This is a genomic window from Pontibacter amylolyticus (assembly GCF_014638845.1).
GTDB classification, from domain to species: Bacteria; Bacteroidota; Bacteroidia; order Cytophagales; family Hymenobacteraceae; genus Pontibacter; species Pontibacter amylolyticus.
Genome location: NZ_BMFP01000003.1, coordinates 124,951 through 143,910, shown reverse-complemented (window position 1 = coordinate 143,910; position 18,960 = coordinate 124,951). Strand labels below are relative to the sequence as shown.

General features: G+C 54.7%; 10 protein-coding genes. 4 read left to right on the top strand and 6 right to left on the bottom strand.

Annotation, left to right across the window (positions count from 1 at the left end; all coding sequences use genetic code 11):
- Positions 1-136: 136 nt before the first annotated feature.
- Positions 137-2,560, bottom strand: a complete 2,424-nt coding sequence (locus IEV97_RS08755) for a DUF3536 domain-containing protein (RefSeq protein WP_188501146.1) — start codon at positions 2,558-2,560, stop codon at positions 137-139.
- Positions 2,561-2,659: 99 nt separating this feature from the next.
- Entirely contained in the window at positions 2,660-4,504 is a 1,845-nt protein-coding gene (treZ, locus tag IEV97_RS08750; protein WP_188501145.1) for a malto-oligosyltrehalose trehalohydrolase, read from the bottom strand.
- Positions 4,505-4,715: 211 nt separating this feature from the next.
- Here treZ and IEV97_RS08745 point away from each other — a divergent pair, with 211 nt between their 5' ends.
- The 3 genes from IEV97_RS08745 to glgB are packed head-to-tail and all read left to right on the top strand — an operon-like array spanning position 4,716 to position 12,422.
- Positions 4,716-6,737 carry an alpha-1,4-glucan--maltose-1-phosphate maltosyltransferase gene (locus IEV97_RS08745; RefSeq protein ID WP_188501144.1) on the top strand — a complete coding sequence of 674 codons (2,022 nt, stop codon included), beginning with the start codon at positions 4,716-4,718 and terminating at the stop codon, positions 6,735-6,737.
- A gap of 14 nt (positions 6,738-6,751) precedes the next feature.
- Positions 6,752-10,084: a maltose alpha-D-glucosyltransferase gene (gene treS / locus IEV97_RS08740; protein ID WP_188501143.1), complete on the top strand. Its 3,333-nt coding sequence runs from the start codon at positions 6,752-6,754 to the stop codon at positions 10,082-10,084.
- Positions 10,077-12,422, top strand: coding sequence for a 1,4-alpha-glucan branching protein GlgB (gene glgB / locus IEV97_RS08735; protein ID WP_188501142.1), 2,346 nt, complete (start codon positions 10,077-10,079; stop codon positions 12,420-12,422). The genes treS and glgB overlap by 8 nt, the downstream gene beginning before the upstream one ends.
- 731 nt (positions 12,423-13,153) lie before the next feature.
- Here glgB and IEV97_RS08730 read toward each other — a convergent pair.
- Positions 13,154-13,753 carry a DUF2179 domain-containing protein gene (locus tag IEV97_RS08730; RefSeq protein ID WP_188501141.1) on the bottom strand — a complete coding sequence of 200 codons (600 nt, stop codon included), beginning with the start codon at positions 13,751-13,753 and terminating at the stop codon, positions 13,154-13,156.
- A gap of 402 nt (positions 13,754-14,155) precedes the next feature.
- Here IEV97_RS08730 and IEV97_RS08725 point away from each other — a divergent pair, with 402 nt between their 5' ends.
- The gene (locus tag IEV97_RS08725; protein ID WP_188501140.1) at positions 14,156-16,363 is read left to right on the top strand and encodes a bifunctional alpha,alpha-trehalose-phosphate synthase (UDP-forming)/trehalose-phosphatase; all 2,208 of its coding nucleotides are present in this window, start codon (positions 14,156-14,158) and stop codon (positions 16,361-16,363) included.
- Positions 16,364-16,443: 80 nt separating this feature from the next.
- On the opposite strand, the gene IEV97_RS08720 is transcribed toward IEV97_RS08725, so the two are convergent.
- From IEV97_RS08720 to xseA, 3 genes are read right to left on the bottom strand one after another with little or no spacing between them, the layout of a single operon-like run.
- Complete coding sequence (locus IEV97_RS08720) at positions 16,444-16,644, bottom strand: hypothetical protein (protein ID WP_188501139.1); 201 nt, start codon at positions 16,642-16,644, stop codon at positions 16,444-16,446.
- 17 nt (positions 16,645-16,661) lie between these two features.
- The gene (gene xseB / locus IEV97_RS08715) at positions 16,662-16,928 is read right to left on the bottom strand and encodes an exodeoxyribonuclease VII small subunit (RefSeq protein ID WP_188501138.1); all 267 of its coding nucleotides are present in this window, start codon (positions 16,926-16,928) and stop codon (positions 16,662-16,664) included.
- A complete protein-coding gene (xseA, locus tag IEV97_RS08710) occupies positions 16,921-18,483 on the bottom strand; it encodes an exodeoxyribonuclease VII large subunit (protein WP_188501137.1) in 1,563 nt (520 codons plus the stop codon). The genes xseB and xseA overlap by 8 nt, the downstream gene beginning before the upstream one ends.
- Positions 18,484-18,960: the final 477 nt, after the last annotated feature.

Here is an 18,960-nt window from a genome sequence, read left to right as displayed (position 1 = left end):
GAATAGGTTTTTCAAGCGAGATTTCAACAATCCTTATCCAAAAGCGTCAGTTACCCCGTCTTTAGTCACATCATCTTTCATCCTGAAAAGTCTTGTGTCAAATAGTCAAACAGTCCCTTGTCAAAATTTGAATCATTCAAATTTTCAAATTCAGGCTTTCGTACAGTTCCTTGAACTGCCTGCACCAGGCGTCGTCTTCAGCACTTTTTTCGCCTTGGTTTTGGCGTCTGGCTTCGTACGTGGTCTGATGCATCCTGTAGGCGATGTTCTGCGATTGCCAGTACTCCGGCTGCAGCCTGGAGCCATTCAGCACGGTGAGCAACTCCGTCAGGTATAGCATGTGCTCCGTGTCATCGGGGTGCTCTTCCAGATGGCGCATGGCTTTCTCTACGTGTGCGGTGGCTGCGAAATTCACGGCACCTTCGTCCAGTTTCACACCCATACGCTCCACCTCTTTCAGCAGCTTGAGCACGGTATCCACATCCACCCGCTCAGCCTTCAGGGCTTCCAGCAAACGACCCGTCACGATGTAGTCTACCGTGATCTGCAGCGGTCGCGGCAGGTTCATGTCTACGCTTTTGATGGCTGCCATGAGCGGATAGTTGTTGTCGTATACCTGCTGAAAGTCGTGCTCCAGTGCCCGCAGGGTCTGCTCTAGCACCTGGTCCAGGATCTTTTTCTGGTCGTCGCGGAACAGGTGCCAGAACGAGTAGTTGTGCGATTCAAAGTGTTTGTCCAGGAGCATGATCACTTCCGTGATGTTGCCTTTGTCGAAGGCGGTGGTGAGCTCATGGTGCAAAGTGGCGAAGGCCTCGGCGCTCACATATTTGCGCACACCCCCGAACAGCTGGTGATCGCCGATGTGCAGCACGCCAAACGACACATCTGCTTCTTCCCAGGTGATGGTCGAGCGGATAGAGGCCTTGCCGATGGCCAGTCGCTGACGCCCCGCTTCCAGCATCTCGTAATACTCCGAGGTCGCTTTGTAGCTATAGAGCGGCAACTCGTCCGGCGAGTCGGTGAAGAGCGATGACACGGCATAGTGCGCCCCGACCCGTATCAGGTCCAGTTGGGTTGGCTGCACAATTTTATAGTACGCTTTGGAGGCGTTGCCATACTCTTTGTTATTGCTCTTGGCCCGCTTCAGGAACTCGACAAAAGGGGCTTCGAAATCCTCGCCGCTCAGGTCTTTGGCCAACTGCAGGGCACGGGTCGCATACAGGATGTCCTGCATGGTTTCGATGCCGGTCACTTCGTCAAAAAACCAGCCGCAACTGGTGTACATGAGCATGGCGTGGTACTGCATTTCGAGCAGTTTCAGAAACTTGATCTGCTCGCCTTTACTCAGGTCGCGGTCGGTGTGCGTGTCAATGAATTCGCGTACCTGGTTTTCATCCCGGTTCATGATCACCTGGATGTAATTGTTGCGCGTCTGCCAGGGATCGGCGCCCAGCTTGCGCATTTCCCGTTCGTAAAGGGGCTCCAGCTGATCGCGCACCCAGTCAAAGGCCTCCCGGATAGGAGCGCGCCAGGCCTGGTTCCAGTCATCGTGGCCGCCGGTATGGCAACCGCAGTCGCTGCGCCAGCGCTCCACGCCATGCATGCAGCTCCAGGAGGTGTTTTCGATAATTTCGGCCTCATACCTGGGCGGGTATAGCTCCAGGTACTCCCCGTAAATCGTGATCTTGGCCAGCTGCTCGTGTTCGATGTGGTGCAGGGCGTAGGAGAGGGCCATCTCGCCGAAGCGGTGGTGGTGGCCGTAGGTTTCGCCGTCGGTGGCGATGTGCATCAGTTGCGGGTCTTTGCTTTGCTCGTCGAAGGTGGTGGTGAGGCGGTGCGCGAATTTCTCGCCGCTCTCCAGCAAACCTTCAAAGGCAATGGCCTGCGACACAGGCGCATCATAAAAGAACAGGGCAATGGTGCGGCCCGAAGGCAGCGTACAGCGGTAGGGACGGCGCGGGTCTATCCTGGCGCCAGTCGCATCGTGCCATTCTTTCTCGTCGATTTTGCGGTAGCGCCTGGCCTGGTAGGGCGACAGTATCGTGAACTTGACACCATGCTCGGCCAGCACTTCGAGCGTAGACGTGTTAGCGGCCGTTTCGCCCAGCCACATCCCTTCCGGGTCGCGGCCGAAACGCTTCCGGAAGTCGTAAATGCCCCAGATCACCTGCGTATGCTGGTCGCGCTCGTTAGCCAGCGGCATGATCATGTGGTTGTATACCTGCCCGATGGCAGCCCCATGTCCCGAGAAGCGCTTCTGACTTTCCTTGTCTGCATCGAGTATGGATTGGTAAATATCGGGCGCTTTTTTCTCCATCCACTCCAGCAAAGTCGGGCCGAAGTTGAAGCTCATGCGGGCGTAGTTGTTCATAATATCCACAATCTGTCCCTTGCCGTTCTGGATGCGGGAGGCAGAATTGCGGGCATAGCATTCGGCCGTGATGCGCTCGTTCCAGTCGTGGTAAGGTTGGGCCGACTCCTGCAGCTCCACCTCGTTAAGCCAGGGGTTTTCGCGGGGCGGCTGGTAAAAGTGACCGTGAATGCAGATGTACTTGTTCATGTTGTTATGACAAAAGACTGTTTGACAGAAGACAAAGGACTGTCCGGTATACCTGCGAAAACGTGCACAGACTATACCTGACTAAGGGCCAATCTCTCTTTAAAGGATGATATTACTTTGGTATACGGTAACGGAAGCGGGCGGCAATTCTATTTCCTGACCTGCACTTAACTCCTGCGGCAACCCTATACCTGTCCCGCCATACCTGTCCTCATCCGAACCGAGCACCAGCTTCCACGATGCCCCCACCTCTTTCACGACTCTGGTTTTTTGGGGTTGATTACTTATGTTAAGCAAGGTATAGAGGTACGGACTCTCACCCGAATGAATCATTTGCAGCACTTGGGTGTGGCTGTCACTTGAAACATGCAGGCGGGCCTTGTCAGGTCTTGTCAGGGCAGGGGCGGACTTACGCAGCCGGATCAGCGCCTTATAGAAGTCGCGCAGCTGACGGTTCTTTTCCCTGTGCTGGTAGCTGCGCTGCAGTTTCGATTGGTGAAAGGTCTCTTCGGACTGTGGGTCCGGCTCTTCGCCCTGCCAGGCAAAAGCCGAAAATTCTTCTTTGCGGCCGTTGCGCACGGCTTCTACCAGGTCTTTGTCGGAGTGGCTCACAAAGTACAGGAACGGATTTTCTTCGCCGTACTCTTCGCCCATGAATAGCATGGGCGTGAACGGGGAGAGCAGTACCAGGCCCGCCGCTACTTTCAGCATGTCATACGAAACCAGCTGCGACAGTCGCTCGCCGAGCATGCGGTTGCCCACTTGGTCGTGGTTCTGGGCGCAGACAACAAACTGCCGGGCGGGGTTGGCGGTGGCGTCGCTGCCGAAGGTACGCTTGCGGTGCTCGGAGTAAAGGCCATCGTACACAAAGCCATGCTGCAGCGCTTTCTGCAACTGCTCCAGCTTTCCGAAGTCACTGTAGTAGCCTGTGTCTTCCTTGGTGAGCAGTGCGTGTACGGCATGGTGGAAATCATCGCTCCACTGCGCGGCCAGGCCATAGCCGCCTTTCTCCACGGGGTTAATGATACGTACATCGTTCAGGTCGCTTTCTGCGATCAGAATAAAGTGTCTGCCCAATTGCTGTTCCAGGTGCTCTACGTGCTCCTGCAGCTCCTGCAGAAAGTGCTTGGCGCCTGTGTCGAGAATGGCATGCACGGCATCGAGGCGCAGCGCGTCGATGTGGTAATCGCGCAGCCACATCAGGGCGTTTTGGATAAAGAAGTTGCGCACATGGTCGCTGTGGGCGTCATCGAAATTGAGGGCCTTTCCCCAGGGCGTGTTGTACTTGTTGGTAAAGTAGGGACCGAAATCGTTGAGGTAATTACCTTCCGGCCCGAGGTGGTTATACACCACGTCCAGCACCACGGCTATACCTGCGGCATGGCAGGCGTCTACCAGTTTTTTCAGCCCTTCCGGGCCGCCGTAGCTTTCCTGCACCGCCGAGGGGTATACGCCATCGTAGCCCCAGTTGCGGCTCCCCGGAAATTGTGCCACCGGCATCAGTTCAATCGTCGTTATACCTAAGTCCACCAGTTCCGGGAGCTTGTTGATGACGCCCTGAAAAGTGCCTTCCTCGGAAAAGGTACCGACGTGCAACTCATAAATAATGTAATCTTCCAGCGGCAGCGGCTTCCAGTTTTTGTCGGTCCACTGAAAGGAAGTATGGTCTACCACGGCTGAGGGCTCGTGCACGCCATCGGGTTGGAAATGGGAGGCGGGGTCGGGGCGCTCCATGTCTTCATCAAGCCGCAAGGTATAGCGGGCTCCCGGGCCTGTTTCTTCGCTCAGGGCGGTCCAGTAACTGAAGGACTCGCGCTGCAGCGGAATTATCTTATCGTTATCTTTTAATACCACATCCACTTGCCCGGCGGACGGGGCCCATACCGTGAACAGGGTGCCGTTGCCGGGGGTATAATGTGCTCCTATCTCTCGTGTTATGCTCATTTTCAATGTTTTTACGCCTGATTCTTAACTCGCTTAGACGCAAATAGGTTGTTCTTTTTTGGCCAATCCAATCTTTTCTGATCATAAAGTGATGCAATAGCCCGCTTAACATTAGTTGTAGGTATAGCAGCATCTTCCGGCTTCGAAACCTATTACGCGCGCATGCAGTACCTATTAGCTATTCTTCATCAAATCAGGAAAAAAAGCATACATGGAAGCATTGGAAGGAACCAAAAGGGTTGTCATCGAGAACGTGAAACCGCAGGTAAACTGTGGGCAGTATCCAATCAAACGCGTTGTGGGAGAGGAAGTCGAAGTGACGGCAGATGTGTTTGGAGACGGCCATGATGAAGTAAAAGCCGTGCTGCTCTACCGCCATTCCAAAAAGAAAAAGTGGAGCGAAGTGCCGATGCAATTCCTGGGCAACGACCACTGGCGCGTGTGCTTCAAACCCGATAGCATGGGCACGTTTGAGTATACGCTGCAGGGCTGGGTCGACCACTTCTATACCTGGCAAAAGGGGCTCAAAAAGAAATTCGAAGCCAATCAGGATATCACCGTGGAGTTACAGATAGGCGCTCAACTGCTCGAGGAATCGGCCGCCACGGCCAAGCCCGGCCAGCAGAAGCGGCTGCGCAAGTGGGCCGAGCAACTGAACAAACCCGGCTCCGTTGCCGACGCCGTGGCACTGGCTACCAGTCCGGATGTGTCGGACCTGATGCACGCCTGCTGTGACCGGCAGAACGTGACGACTTACCACAAAATACTTACCGTGGAAGTAGAGCGACAAAAAGCGCTTTTCAGCACCTGGTATGAGTTCTTCCCCCGCTCTGCCGCACAGGAGGCAGGCCGCCACGGCACCTTCCAGGATTGCGAACGGCTGCTGCCCCGCATCGCTGAAATGGGATTCGACACGATCTACCTACCGCCCATCCACCCGATTGGCTATGCGTTCCGCAAAGGCAAGAACAACTCCGTAACATCGCAACCCGGAGAGCCGGGCTCGCCCTGGGCCATCGGCGCCGAAAGTGGCGGACATAAATCCATTCTGCCGGAACTGGGTACATTAGACGAATTCCGACATTTTGTGCAGTCTGCCCGCGAGCACGGCATTGAAGTCGCGCTGGACTTTGCCATTCAGTGCTCGCCCGACCATCCCTATGTGAAGGAGCACCCGCAATGGTTCAAGTGGCGACCGGACGGCACGGTGCAGTATGCCGAAAACCCTCCTAAAAAATACCAGGATGTGCTGCCCGTCAACTTCGAGACCCAGGACTGGCAAAACCTGTGGTTGGAGCTTAAGAGCATCGTTACCCACTGGATCGAGCAGGGCGTGTACATCTTCCGGGTCGACAACCCGCATACCAAGCCTTTCGCGTTTTGGGAATGGATGATCCGGGAGGTGCGCCAGCAATACCCGCAGGTGATCTTCCTGGCCGAGGCCTTTACCCGTCCGCGTGTGATGGAGCGGCTCGGTAAGATCGGCTTCACGCAGTCCTATACGTACTTCACGTGGCGCAACACGGCCGCTGAGATAAAAGAGTACATGCGCGAACTCACCCAAACCGAGATGCGCGACTTCTACCGACCAAACTTCTGGCCTAACACCCCCGACATTCTGCCGCATGAGTTGCAGTCAGGTGGGGAGCCGGCGCACATTACCCGTGTGGTGATGGCGGCTACGCTCTCGTCCAACTATGGTATGTATGGCCCTGTGTACGAGTTTGGCATCAACACACCTGTGCAGGGCAAGGAAGAATACTGGGACTCTGAAAAGTACGAGATCATGCAGTGGGACTGGGGCCGCCTGACCAAGATACGGGAGGTCATTACCAAGATAAACAAGATACGGCAGGTCAATCCGGCACTGCAGACCACCTGGAACATCGCCTTCGGCGAAACCGACAATCCGCAGCTGCTGTGCTATGCCAAGTGGGACAGCGAACGGCGAAACAAAATGCTGATGGTCGTGAACCTGGACCCGCACAACACGCAGGCCGGTTGGGTACAGGTGCCGCTGCATGCCCTGCACATGGACAGCACGCAGCAGTACATGGTGCACGACCTGATGACCGAACACAAATATACCTGGAACAGCGAGTGGAATTACGTGGAGCTCCGGCCGCACGAAATGCCCGTGCATGTGTTCCGCATCGAAACCGCAACCCCTGGCATGGGCCACGACAGTCTGGATGACAACTGGCTGCCTGATGACCACGGCAAACACGAATAAAACAGAAAAAAAATATGGCAGAGGACAACACCCTTCTCGACGACAACATTCACTGGTACAAAGACGCCATCATTTACGAGTTGCACATCAAAGCCTTTATGGATGGCAACGGCGACGGCATCGGCGACTTTAAAGGCCTGATGCAGAAGCTCGACTACCTGGAAGAACTGGGCGTAACGGCAATCTGGCTCTTGCCTTTCTACCCGTCGCCCCTCAAAGACGACGGCTACGACATCGCCGATTACTACAGCATCAACCCGAGCTATGGCAACATGCAGGATTTCAAGCTGTTTGTGAAAGAGGCGCACCGCCGTGGGCTGAAGGTGATCACCGAGCTGGTTATCAACCACAGTTCTGATCAGCACCCCTGGTTCCAGCGGGCGCGTCGCGCTAAGAAAGGCTCCAAGTACCGCAACTACTACGTCTGGACCGACGATCCGAAGCAGTACAAGGACGTGCGCATCATCTTCACCGATTACGAACCGAGCAACTGGACCTGGGACCCGGTGGCCGGGCAGTACTACTGGCACCGTTTCTTCCACCACCAGCCCGACCTGAACTTCGACAACCCGGACGTGCAGCAGGAAGTGTTCAAGATGCTCGATTACTGGTTCGACATGGGCGTGGACGGCTTCCGTCTGGATGCCGTGCCCTACCTGTTTGAGCGCGATGGCACCAACTGCGAGAACCTGCCCGAAACCCACGATTTCCTGAAAAAGCTGCGCGCCCACGTGGACAGCAAGTATACCGGAAAACTGCTGCTGGCGGAGGCGAACATGTGGCCGGAGGACTCGGCTTCGTATTTCGGCAACGGCGACGAGTGCCACATGAACTACCACTTCCCGATCATGCCGCGCCTGTTCATGTCCGTGAAGATGGAGGACCGTTACCCGATCATCGACATTTTCGACCAGACACCCGCCATACCGGAAACCTGCCAGTGGGCCATGTTCCTGCGCAACCACGACGAACTGACGCTCGAAATGGTGACCGACGAGGAGCGCGACTACATGTACAAGGTATACACCCGCGACCCGCTGGCCAAAATCAACCTGGGTATACGCCACCGCCTGGCCCCGCTGCTGGGCAACGACCGGGCGAAGATAGAGTTGATGAACGTGCTCCTGTTCTCGATGCGCGGCACGCCGGTGGTGTACTACGGCGACGAGATCGGGATGGGCGACAACTACTACCTCGGCGACCGCGACGGGGTGCGCACGCCCATGCAGTGGAACGACAACCGCAACGCGGGCTTCTCGACGGCCAATCCACAGAAGCTATACCTGCCCGTGATCATCGATCCGGAGTACAAATACGAGTCGGTGAATGTGGATACGCAGCAGCACAACGCCAACTCCCTGCTCTGGTGGATGCGGCGCATCATCAACATGCGCAAGCGTTACAAGGCCTTCGGTCGTGGTGAGATCCGTTTCCTGAATCCGGCTAACGCGAAGGTGCTGGCCTTCGTGCGCTCATACCAGGACGAAAACATACTCGTGATCGCTAACCTGTCGCGCTTCCCGGAGGCGGTGGAGCTGGACCTGCCCGAGTTCAGAGGCTATGTGCCGGTAGAGGTGTTCAGCAAGAACAAATTTCCGCAGATAAAGGAGGACAGTTACGTGCTCACGATGGGCGCGCACGGCTACTACTGGTTCGAACTGCAACCGCAGGAAGTGAGTGGCCGCGAAGGGCTCGACATGAAAAAACCAGCCATGCAGCTGCCGCCACTCAGTCAGCCTATACCTTCCCGTGCGCTCAAAACACTCGAGAGCAAGGTGCTGCCGCCTTACGTGATGAACCGTCGCTGGTTCGGGGGCAAAGCCCGCACGATACAGCGCATGCAGGTGGTGAACAACACGCCGATGGTAGCAGGTCGATTTGCCGCTTCGCTGCTGTTCATCGAAGTGAGCTACAACGAAGGGCTGCCCGAACTGTACCAGTTGCCGATCGCTTTTGCCAGCAGTGAGCAGGAAGAGGAGCTGATTGCCACGCAGCCCAACAGCGTGATCGCCCGCGTGACCATGGACGGCAAAGAGGGCATTCTGTACGATGCGGTTTACTCTGAGGACTACCGCCAGCTATTGCTCAACCTGATGGCCAAGCGCAGGAGCATTAAAGTAGACGGCGCCGAAGTGATAGGTACCGGAAGCCGCAGCATTGCCAGCAAAATTAAAGAAACAGGCCATACGCTGTCTTCCAAAATACTGGGGGCGGAGCAGAGCAATACCTCGGTGTTGTATGAAAACCAGTTCTTCCTGAAAGTATACCGCAAGCTTGACCGTACCCTGAACCCGGATGTGGAGATTGTGCAAACGTTGACCGACAAGGAGTTTCCGAACGTGCCGATGTACCTGGGTTCGGTGGAGCACGAGGAAGAAGGCAAACCACCGATGGTGCTCGTGATGCTGCAGGAACTGGTGCCAAACCAGGGCGATGCGTGGACTTACATGGAAGATTCGCTGAAGCGATTCTTTGAGCGACTGCAAACCCACAAAGACCGGGAGCCGCTGTCTGACACGAATGGCACATTGGCACGGCCCGTTCCGTTCGCGGAAGCGCCGGAGCACATGCAGTTGCAATTAGGGGGAGCCTCTGTGGAGCGTATCGAGCTACTGGGGCAGCGCACGGCTGAAATGCACCTGGCACTGGCCGACATCACCGATTCCAAAGACTTTTCGCCGGAGGAGTTTTCGCTCCATTACCAGCGCTCCCTTTACTCGTCGCTCACCTCTCTGGTGCGCAGCAATTTCGACAGCCTGCGCAAGCACCTGCCCAACCTGCCGGAGAGCGTGCGGGCGGAGGCAGAGGAAGTGCTGCAAATGCGCCAGCAAGTGCTGGAACGGCTCAAGATGATCTTCCGCCGCAAGATCGACACCATGAAGATCCGGACCCACGGCGACTACCACCTGGGGCAGGTGCTGTTTACAGGCCGCGACTTCACCATCATCGACTTCGAAGGGGAGCCGGCCCGCTCGTTCAGTGAGCGCCGACTGAAACGCTCCCCACTGCGCGATGTGGCCGGTATGATCCGCTCGTTCCACTATGCTGCTTACAATGCATTGTTCCAGCAGGACAGTTTCCGCAAAGAAGACGGCGACTACCTGGAGCAATGGGCCGAGCAATGGTACCACTACGCAAGCGGTTTCTTTATGCATACCTACCTGGGTATAGCCAAGGGCTCGGGCGTGGTGCCGGCAAACGAAGAAGACATACAGGTGCTGATGGAGACCTACCTGTTGGAGAAGGCGATCTACGAGCTGGGCTATGAACTGAATAACCGTCCGGATTGGGTGCTCATCCCGATCAGGGGCATCAAGTACATCATGAGGAAATATCAGAATGGCTAAGAAGAAGGAAGAGGAAAACACACAACAGAACCCGCTGACAGGTATAGAAACCGGTAACGGTCCGGCTTTGAACGAAAACATGCAGCCGAACAAAGCCGGGGGCAGAAAGAAAAGCAACAAGGCCGAAGGTGCAGCCACTGTGGAGGTGCAGTCTGGTCTTGCTGCGGCGCAGACCAAAAGGGGCAGGCCGCGCAAAACGGACAGCCCCGCAACGGAAAGTGCAGCCCAGGAAATGATGGTGAAGCCAAAGCGGGGGCGTGCAGTCCAGGCCACGTCAGCGGAACCTACTGCCGTGCCAGGTGAAATGAAACCGAAGCGGGGCAGATCGGCCAAGTCCGCAACGCTGCAGCAGGAAGCACAGGAGGTAGGTCTGTCGACCACCCCTGCTCCGGTGGTGGAGCAGCCACGTCAGGAGCAAACCGGACCGGTCTACTACGACATCAGCCGACTGTCCGAGTTCGATGTATACCTGTTCCGCGAAGGCCGCCACTTCAACCTATACGAAAAGCTGGGTTCGCACCTGATGGAACGACAGGGTATGAAAGGCGCCTACTTTGCCGTGTGGGCTCCGAATGCCGAGCAGGTATCCGTGATGGGCGATTTCAACTCCTGGAACCGCGAGAGTCACCAGCTGCAAGCAAGAGGTGATAACTCCGGCATATGGGAAGGCTTTATACCCGATGTGCAGGCAGGTATGCTCTATAAGTACCACATCCGCTCGCGCTACCACATGTACCATGTCGAGAAGAGCGACCCCTTTGCATTGCGCCGCGAAAAACCGCCGCAGACTGCTTCGGTGGTACACGAGCTGCACCATACCTGGCAGGACCAGGACTGGCTGGCGCAACGCAAGGCGCGCCATGGCCAGCCGCAGCCCTACTCCGTGTACGAACTGCATGTGGGTTCCTGGCGCCGCAAGCCCGAAGACAACAACCGGCCGCTGACCTACCGCGAGCTGGCCGAGGAACTGCCTGCCTATGTCAAGGATCTGGGCTTTACGCACGTGGAGTTTATGCCGGTGATGTTCCATCCCTTCAGCGGTTCCTGGGGCTACCAGATCACGGGTTATTTTGCAGCCGCCAGTCTCTACGGTTCGCCCGAAGACCTGATGTGCCTGATCGATGCCCTGCACCGCGAGGGCATTGGCGTGATCATGGACTGGGTGCCTTCGCATTTTCCTTCCGATGAGCACGGGCTGGCCTATTTCGACGGCACACACCTGTTCGAACACGCCGACCCGCGCAAGGGCTACCACCCGGACTGGAACAGCTACATTTTCAACTACGGTCGCAACGAGGTACGCTCTTTCCTGATCAGCAATGCTTTGTTCTGGCTCGATAAGTACCATGTGGATGGCCTGCGCGTAGACGCCGTCGCCTCGATGCTATACCTGGACTACAGCCGCAAGCAGGGCGAGTGGATTCCCAACGAGTTTGGCGGGCGGGAGAACCTGGAGGCGATTTCTTTGCTAAAAGACTTCAATGAAGCTGTGCATACGCAGTTCCCTGAAACGCTGACGATTGCAGAAGAGTCCACGGCCTGGCCGCAGGTGACGGGCAAGGTAGCAGACGGTGGTCTGGGCTTCGACATGAAGTGGATGATGGGCTGGATGCACGACACGCTTACGTATTTCTCCAAAGACCCGATCTACCGCAGGCATCACCAGGGCGATATCACGTTCAGCATCATCTATGCGTTCAGTGAGCGCTTTATGCTGCCGCTCTCACACGATGAGGTCGTGCACGGCAAGGGCTCCCTGATCCGCAAAATGCCGGGTGACGAGTGGCAGGCTTTTGCCAACCTGCGGGCGCTCTATACCTATATGTACGCCCACCCGGGTGCCAAGCTCCTGTTCATGGGCGCCGAACTAGCCCAAAGCACCGAGTGGAACCACGACAGCAGTCTGGACTGGCACTTGCTGGACTACGGCTACCATGCCGGTATACAGAAACTCATTCGCGCACTGAACCATACTTACCGGGAAGAGCCAGCGTTATACGGCAAAGCGTTTGACCCGGCAGGATTTGAGTGGATTGACTTTAACGATGCCCACAACAGCGTGATCAGTTTCCTGCGCAAAGGGGAGCGGCCGGAAGAGCAGTTGCTGGTCGTTTGCAATTTCACGCCAGGCGTACACGACAATTACCGCCTGGGCGTGCCCACGGGTGGTAACTGGATTGAGGTGTTCAACAGCGATGACAGTCTTTTTGGTGGCAGTAACTTCCATAACCACGGTACCCTGCAGGCTATACCTGACTCCTTCCACGGGCATGACTACTCCATTATCCTGAAGTTGCCGCCTATGGCGGTGGTGTATTTTAAGTACCAGCCTGTGTAGCGATTTTTGGTTAATTTTTGATAAAAGAAAAGAGCGTCTGTCCGATTTTGGACAGACGCTCTTTTTTTCTTTAAATCACTGTTTTATATTGAGTTTGATACCAGTTTGCAACTGGCGTAGCAGCGCTTATAGGTATAGCAACCTGCTTTGCCCTGTAGCTTGCCCTGGCCGGGCGGGCCTCACTTTTTTCCTTGATGAAAAAAGTAAGCAAAAAAATCAAGACGCTCCAAACTCGCTGAACGCTCGAACAGTGGAGCGCCGATAAGTGCACCTGGCTAATGCTATTTGTTTCATAGCCTCCGGGGCAAGTTAGTCTTGCTATACCTGCCAGTGGTCTGTGCTACAAAACTTATACCTGTAAAGTAGTAGTTACAGATTCCCCGCCTTAGACAAGGAGGGGTTAGGGGTGGTTGGACCCGGTATTGCAAAGGAACTACTGAAACTACAACGCTTATACCTGCAAATTAGCAGCTACAGAAAAGTCCCCCTTCGAAGGGGCAGGGGGATGACGGTGTTCACAGGTATACCTTTACCTCAGTGCTGACACCTGTGAGTTGACAATGCCTAAAATCCGCTCTTGAGAGGGGCAGGGGTGTGTCAATCGTGCACAAGAATCCTGAAAATTCTTAAATTCTGCAAATCCTGATTCAGACAATCCTCCTCCTGATAGGGATGGGCACAATCGTACCGGAGAATTTTGTGAATCCTGTAAACCCCGACTCACCCAGCTGTCACTTCCCCTTCCTCAGCGGCAGAAACTTGGTGAAACTTCTTTTGCGTTCGCCCTCTTCGCTGGGGAGGTCTGTGTCCGCAACCGAGCGTACGTCTTCGATGGAGTAAAAAGCGTTGGGGTTGTAGTCGCGGATGATGTCGATGACCTCTGTCATTTTCTTGCGCTTCACGATCATGAAAAGCAGGTTCACTTTGCCACGTGAGCCTTTGGCATCCAGCGCGGTGAGGCGGTAACCCCTGTTGGTCAGGCGACTGATGAGCTCGTCGCCTGAATCTACCGTAATCACCCGCACCACCACCTGGCCCAGCGCCAGCAACTGTTCGATGCGCAGGCCCAGAAAGTTGCCTGCGGCAAAACCGGCCGCCCAGGCAAAGTAGGAGGCAACGTTGTTGAGGTTCTGCATCACCTGCGTAATGGCGACGAGCCAGATCAGTACTTCCACAAAACCCAGCAGCGGGGCGATGGTCTTGTCACCTTTCGAGATGAAGACGATGCGGAGGGTTCCCAGCGTCACATCCATAATGCGGGCAAAAAATATAAGGGCAGGTATAATGACCCAATTGACGATTTCTGGGTCAATTCCTTTAAAGTAATCCATGGGGTGCTTTGTTCTTTGGCTAATGTGTAAGCTGTTACTGCCAACGACCAGAAATAGTTTTCTAATCGGCAGTGGCCCGGGCTTCATGCAAAGCCTCCGGGCGGGGCTCACAAATAAAGATACTAAGTATTTGGCGAATATGGTAACATAACGCCAGGTATGCTCTATGGGCTGAAGGAAGCTTCGCTTTGAAGTAAATACTTCAGTGTCAGGAAGGGAATTTATTTCATATTAATTTTACTATATAGCCAAAACGTGCGCTCAATTTTCTCCGTATGCTATAAAGGATGCTTGTGTCATAATTTTTTTAACAAAGCATATTTTTCAAAATCCGGACCCTGAATGCAGCTGGCTCACACCCTGGGTTGGCTGCTGCAGATGCCAGACATAAGGTGTAATCGCATGGCGAAATTGATTATTGTATCAAACCGGCTCCCTGTAAAACTACAGGAAAGTGAGGGCCGGCTTGATTTTAAACCAAGTGAGGGAGGCCTCGCTACCGGACTAGGCTCCATCTACAAAAAGAAGAACAACCTGTGGGTTGGCTGGCCGGGCATGGTGGTTGAAGATGAGTCGCAGCAACAGCAGATCACTGACAACCTGAACGGGCAGAACATGCATCCGGTCTTTTTGTCCGAGAAAGAAATAAAAGAGTTTTACGAGGGCTTCAGCAACGAAACGCTGTGGCCTACTTTCCACTATTTCAGTCAGTACGCCATTTATGAGCACCAGCTCTGGGAGACGTACGTAGAGGTAAACCAGAAGTACTGCGATGAGTTGATGAAAGTGGCGGAGCCCGACGACACGATCTGGGTGCACGATTACCAGTTACTGCTACTGCCTTCCATGCTGCGCGAAAAGTTGCCGGAGAGCACCATCGGTTTCTTTCAGCACATCCCGTTCCCATCCTACGAAGTGTTCCGCCTCCTGCCCTGGCGCAAGGAGCTGCTGGAAGGTATGCTGGGTTCCGACCTGATCGGCTTCCATACCTACGACGACATGCGCCACTTCCTCAGCTCGGTCAACCGCCTGGTGGGCCACGGCAGCACGCATGGCTGGATCAACACCGGCAACCGCTCCCTGCTCGTTGACTCTTTCCCGATGGGGATCGATTATGAAAAGTATGAGCAGACGGCTGCCAGTGAGGAGGTAATGAAGCGGGAAAAGATGTACCGCAACAACCTGCACTCCAAGAAGATAGTGCTTTCAATCGACCGGCTCGACTACTCCAAAGGTATACCGCAACGCTTGCAGGCCTTTGAGCTCTTTCTGGAGCGCTACCCGGAGTTTCATGAAAAAGTGACCCTGGTGATGCTGGTGGTGCCCTCGCGTGACGCGGTGGAGAAATACAAGGAGTTGAAAGAGGCAGTGGACGAGCTGGTGGGCCGCATCAACGGCAAGTACAGCCACATGAACTGGAACCCGATCCAGTACTTCTACCGCTCGTATCCGCTCGAAACGTTGTCCGCCTTCTACCGAATGGCCGATGTGGCGCTGGTTACCCCCATGCGCGATGGCATGAACCTGGTCTGCAAGGAGTACGTGGCCAGCAAGCTCGACCAGACCGGCGTGCTGATCCTGAGCGAAATGGCAGGTGCTTCCAAAGAGCTTTCAGAGGCGCTGTTGATCAATCCGAATGACATTAATCAGATGGTGGAGACGTTGCACACGGCCCTCACCATGCCCGAAGACATTCAGAAGCAGCACATGCAGCACATGCAGGAATCGCTGCGCAGGTATAACATCCACCATTGGGTGAGCATGTTCATGGACCGCCTCTCTTATGTGAAGATCAAGCAGCTTTCCATGGCCACCACCTACCTCGACGAAGCGACATACCAGGAACTCAGCAACTCATACGATGAGGCCAGTTCCCGCCTGTTCTTCCTGGAGTACGACGGTGCGTTGGTCGATTATCATAACCGTCCGCTCATGGCTGCCCCTGACGAAGACCTGCTGGAACTTTTACAGATGCTGAACAGCAATCCCAAAAACCGGGTAGTGGTGATCAGCAGCCGCGAGAAAGACAATATGCAGCGCTGGCTGGGGCATCTGAACATTGACCTGATAGCCGAGCACGGTGTCTGGATCAAGCAGCGCGGCACCGGCTGGCAGACCATGACCAGTCTGATCGACGACTGGAAGAGCGATATCCGCCTGATCCTGGACCTGTATGTGGACCGTACGCCTGGCTCGTTTATTGAAGAGAAAGAGTACTCGCTGGTATGGCACTACCGCCGCGTAGAAACCGGTTTGGGCGAGCTGCGTGCCCGTGAGCTCGTGAGCCACCTCAATTTCCTGGCCACCAACAGCAATTTGCAGGTGCTCGACGGGCAAATGGCTGTCGAGATCAAGGCGCAGGAAGTGAGCAAAGGCAAGGCAACCGGGTACTGGCTCAACATGTACCCGCACGACTTTGTGCTGGCCATTGGCGACGACTGGGGGGACGAGGACATTTTCAAAGCGATGCCACGCGAGGCCTACACCGTGAAGATCGGTAACTCGCACTCCGTGGCCAAATACCACCTGGATAGCTGTGAGGAGGCCCGCAAACTGCTCTCGAGGTTGGTGGGGCTTAAACAGAAAAAGCTTCCAAAAGAATTGCAGTAGATTGGTTTTAGTGAAACAGGAAAAGCCCCGGCTGTTGCATAACAGTACGGGGCTTTTCGTTTTAACGATGCCTGGTGGGCTTAGCGCTTTTCTTCCGTTCTTTTGCTATACCTGCGGTAACTGTATGCCAGCGATAAAAGTACCAGCACGTTGGCTACCAACCGCATGTATACCTGCTGATTAGGCACAGAAGTGAGTGAGCCGGAGAAATCAATGTTGGTGAGGTTATAAATGATCAATCCGATCAGTAGCATGATCAGAACGAGGGCAAATTTTTTCACGGGGAGTTCGGCTATACCTACTGAAACAAGGTGCCATTCGCTCCGTTGCCTTTCTCAGATTTCGATGCCGGCTCTTCGCAGTTCTCCTCGTTGAACACCTGGTTAATGGCGTTCTCGGCATGGCGCAGCTTGTCCTTGCAGAATTTGATTAGCAGGGAAGAGCGCTGCACTTTCTGGGTAAGTTCGTCCACATCCACGGAGTCGCTTTCGATGGCCCGCAGGATTTCCTCGAGTTCCTGGGTGGCCTCGCGGTACGTCATTTTACTTATGTCTTTGTTATTCATCTTTGTCTGTGTTTACAACTAAACTATGCACCCTGCCGTCCTGCAGGCGCGTTTCAATCACATCTCCCTCTTTCACCTGTCCCATGTGCTTGATGATCCTGCCATTGAGCAGCGTTAGGGTATAGCCACGCAGCAAAAGCTTCTCCGGGTCGTTGGCCTGTATGCGCATTTCGAGCAGCTCGAGCCGGTGGCTATCGGCGCTTAGTTTTTTCTGGGCACTGTATTGCAGGCGGTCGCTGCATTTCACAAAGCTCAGCTGACTTCGCTTGTGCTTGTCCTTTGCCTCGGTCTCAATGCAGTGCACGAGCTTGTTCAGGTCCTGCTCCTTCATGTGCAGCCAGCGCTGACCTATTCCTTCCACACAAACGGTCAGGTGGCTTAGTTCCTTGCCGCGCAGGTGCAGCAGTTCCTTGGTATTGGCCCGTATCAGTTGTTCTTTGTCGCTCAGGAGGAGCTTTTGGTTGTGGAGGAAGTTCTTTGGCTTGAGCAGTAGGCTCTTAGAGAAATGCTCCAGCTGCTCCCGGTTCTCCTGCAAAAAGTTACTGGTCAGGTTCGCGATTTTCAGGCTCTGCCGCTCCAATTTATCGGCTGTGAGGCGAAGCTGCTGGCCGGCGAACATGTAAATGCTGTCGAACAGCCCTTCTACCTCCGTTTCGAAAGCAAGTGCTTTCTCCAGCAGGTAATTTGCTACAGCCGTCGGTGTTTTCTGTCGGGTATGCGCTACGAGATCGGAGATACTTTCGTCGCGCTCATGGCCTATACCTGTTATCACAGGTAGCGGGGAGTTTCCAATGGCAGCAGCTACTTTATAATCGTCAAAGCAGCCCAGATCTGTCTGCGAACCACCCCCACGAATGATCACGACGGCGTCGAACAGGTGGCTATACCTGGCAATCAGGTCCATGGCTTTAACAATGGAGGCGGGTGCCTCGTTGCCCTGCACCGTGGCCGGAAAAAGCCTCGTGTCGAAGGTATAGCCGTAGCTGTTATGCTCGAGCTGGTGGATGAAATCCTGGTAGCCCGCCGCCGTCGCCGACGACACAATGGCCAGTCGCTGTGGTACCAGCGGCATTTCCAATTCTTTGTTAGCTGTGAGCAATCCCTCAGCTTCCAGTCGCTTCAGGGTTTCCTGCCGCTGTCGGGCCAAATCCCCGATGGTATAGTTGGCGTCGATGTTGACAATGTCGAGGCTCAAGCCATAGAGTTCATGAAAGCGCACCTGCGCCTGAAACAGGATCTTGAGTCCGGCTTTGAGCGGCTGCCCGGTCTTTTCCTCGAAGTAGCGCCCCAGCATCTGAAAGCGGCTGCTCCAGATCGTAGCCCGGGCCTGCGCCTGTATGGCCCCGCGAGGGTTATCGCCTTTATCAACCAGGTTGAGGTAGCAGTGCCCTTTGCGTCTGTCCGGTGTGACTTGTGATATCTCCGCCACCACCCAGTAACTGTCCGGAAACGCCAACTCCAGCTCTTCCCGGATCTGCTGGTGCAGTTCGAAGAGCGAAAGCGGAGCGTGAAACTCCTGCGTAACGGAGGTTTGGCTGAAATAAAACTGGGCCATGGGCAGTGTGAGGAATCTAATCCCGAAGATAGGGTTTTTCGGTGAAATCTGTTTAAAGCGTTATGGGATTTCGTCCTTTAATGAATATTGTTTTAGCTACGCATGGGCTTCTTTTTGTAATAGCTGAATCTGTAGGGACTGCTTATGCAGGTATAGCAACCTAAGTTGTTTCATAGCTTGCCCTGGCCGGTCGGGCCCTACTTTTTTCCTTGATGGGGGTAGGGGCCCTCGATAAAGAAAAAAATAGGCAAAAAAATCAAGACGATTTTAAACTCGCTGACCGCTCAAACACAAAATCGTCGTTTATGCACCTGGCAAAGGTGATCTGTTTCATTGCCAGCGGGGCAAGTTACTCTTGCTATACCTGACAGTGGTGTGTAACATTAGCTACAACGCCTATACCTGTGAAATAGTAGTAGCAGAAAGTCCCCCTTCGAAGGGGGCAGGGGGATGTTAATCGTGCACGAGCGTCCCTGA

Bases quoted from the DNA above. Each gene is read 5' to 3' on its own strand.
- IEV97_RS08755 (WP_188501146.1), bottom strand. From the start codon at position 2,560: ATGAACAAGTACATCTGCATTCACGGTCACTTTTACCAGCCGCCCCGC.
- treZ (WP_188501145.1), bottom strand. From the start codon at position 4,504: ATGAGCATAACACGAGAGATAGGAGCACATTATACCCCCGGCAACGGC.
- IEV97_RS08730 (WP_188501141.1), bottom strand. From the start codon at position 13,753: ATGGATTACTTTAAAGGAATTGACCCAGAAATCGTCAATTGGGTCATT.
- glgB (WP_188501142.1), top strand. From the start codon at position 10,077: ATGGCTAAGAAGAAGGAAGAGGAAAACACACAACAGAACCCGCTGACA.
- IEV97_RS08725 (WP_188501140.1), top strand. From the start codon at position 14,156: ATGGCGAAATTGATTATTGTATCAAACCGGCTCCCTGTAAAACTACAG.
- xseA (WP_188501137.1), bottom strand. From the start codon at position 18,483: ATGGCCCAGTTTTATTTCAGCCAAACCTCCGTTACGCAGGAGTTTCAC.
- xseB (WP_188501138.1), bottom strand. From the start codon at position 16,928: ATGAATAACAAAGACATAAGTAAAATGACGTACCGCGAGGCCACCCAG.
- IEV97_RS08745 (WP_188501144.1), top strand. From the start codon at position 4,716: ATGGAAGCATTGGAAGGAACCAAAAGGGTTGTCATCGAGAACGTGAAA.
- treS (WP_188501143.1), top strand. From the start codon at position 6,752: ATGGCAGAGGACAACACCCTTCTCGACGACAACATTCACTGGTACAAA.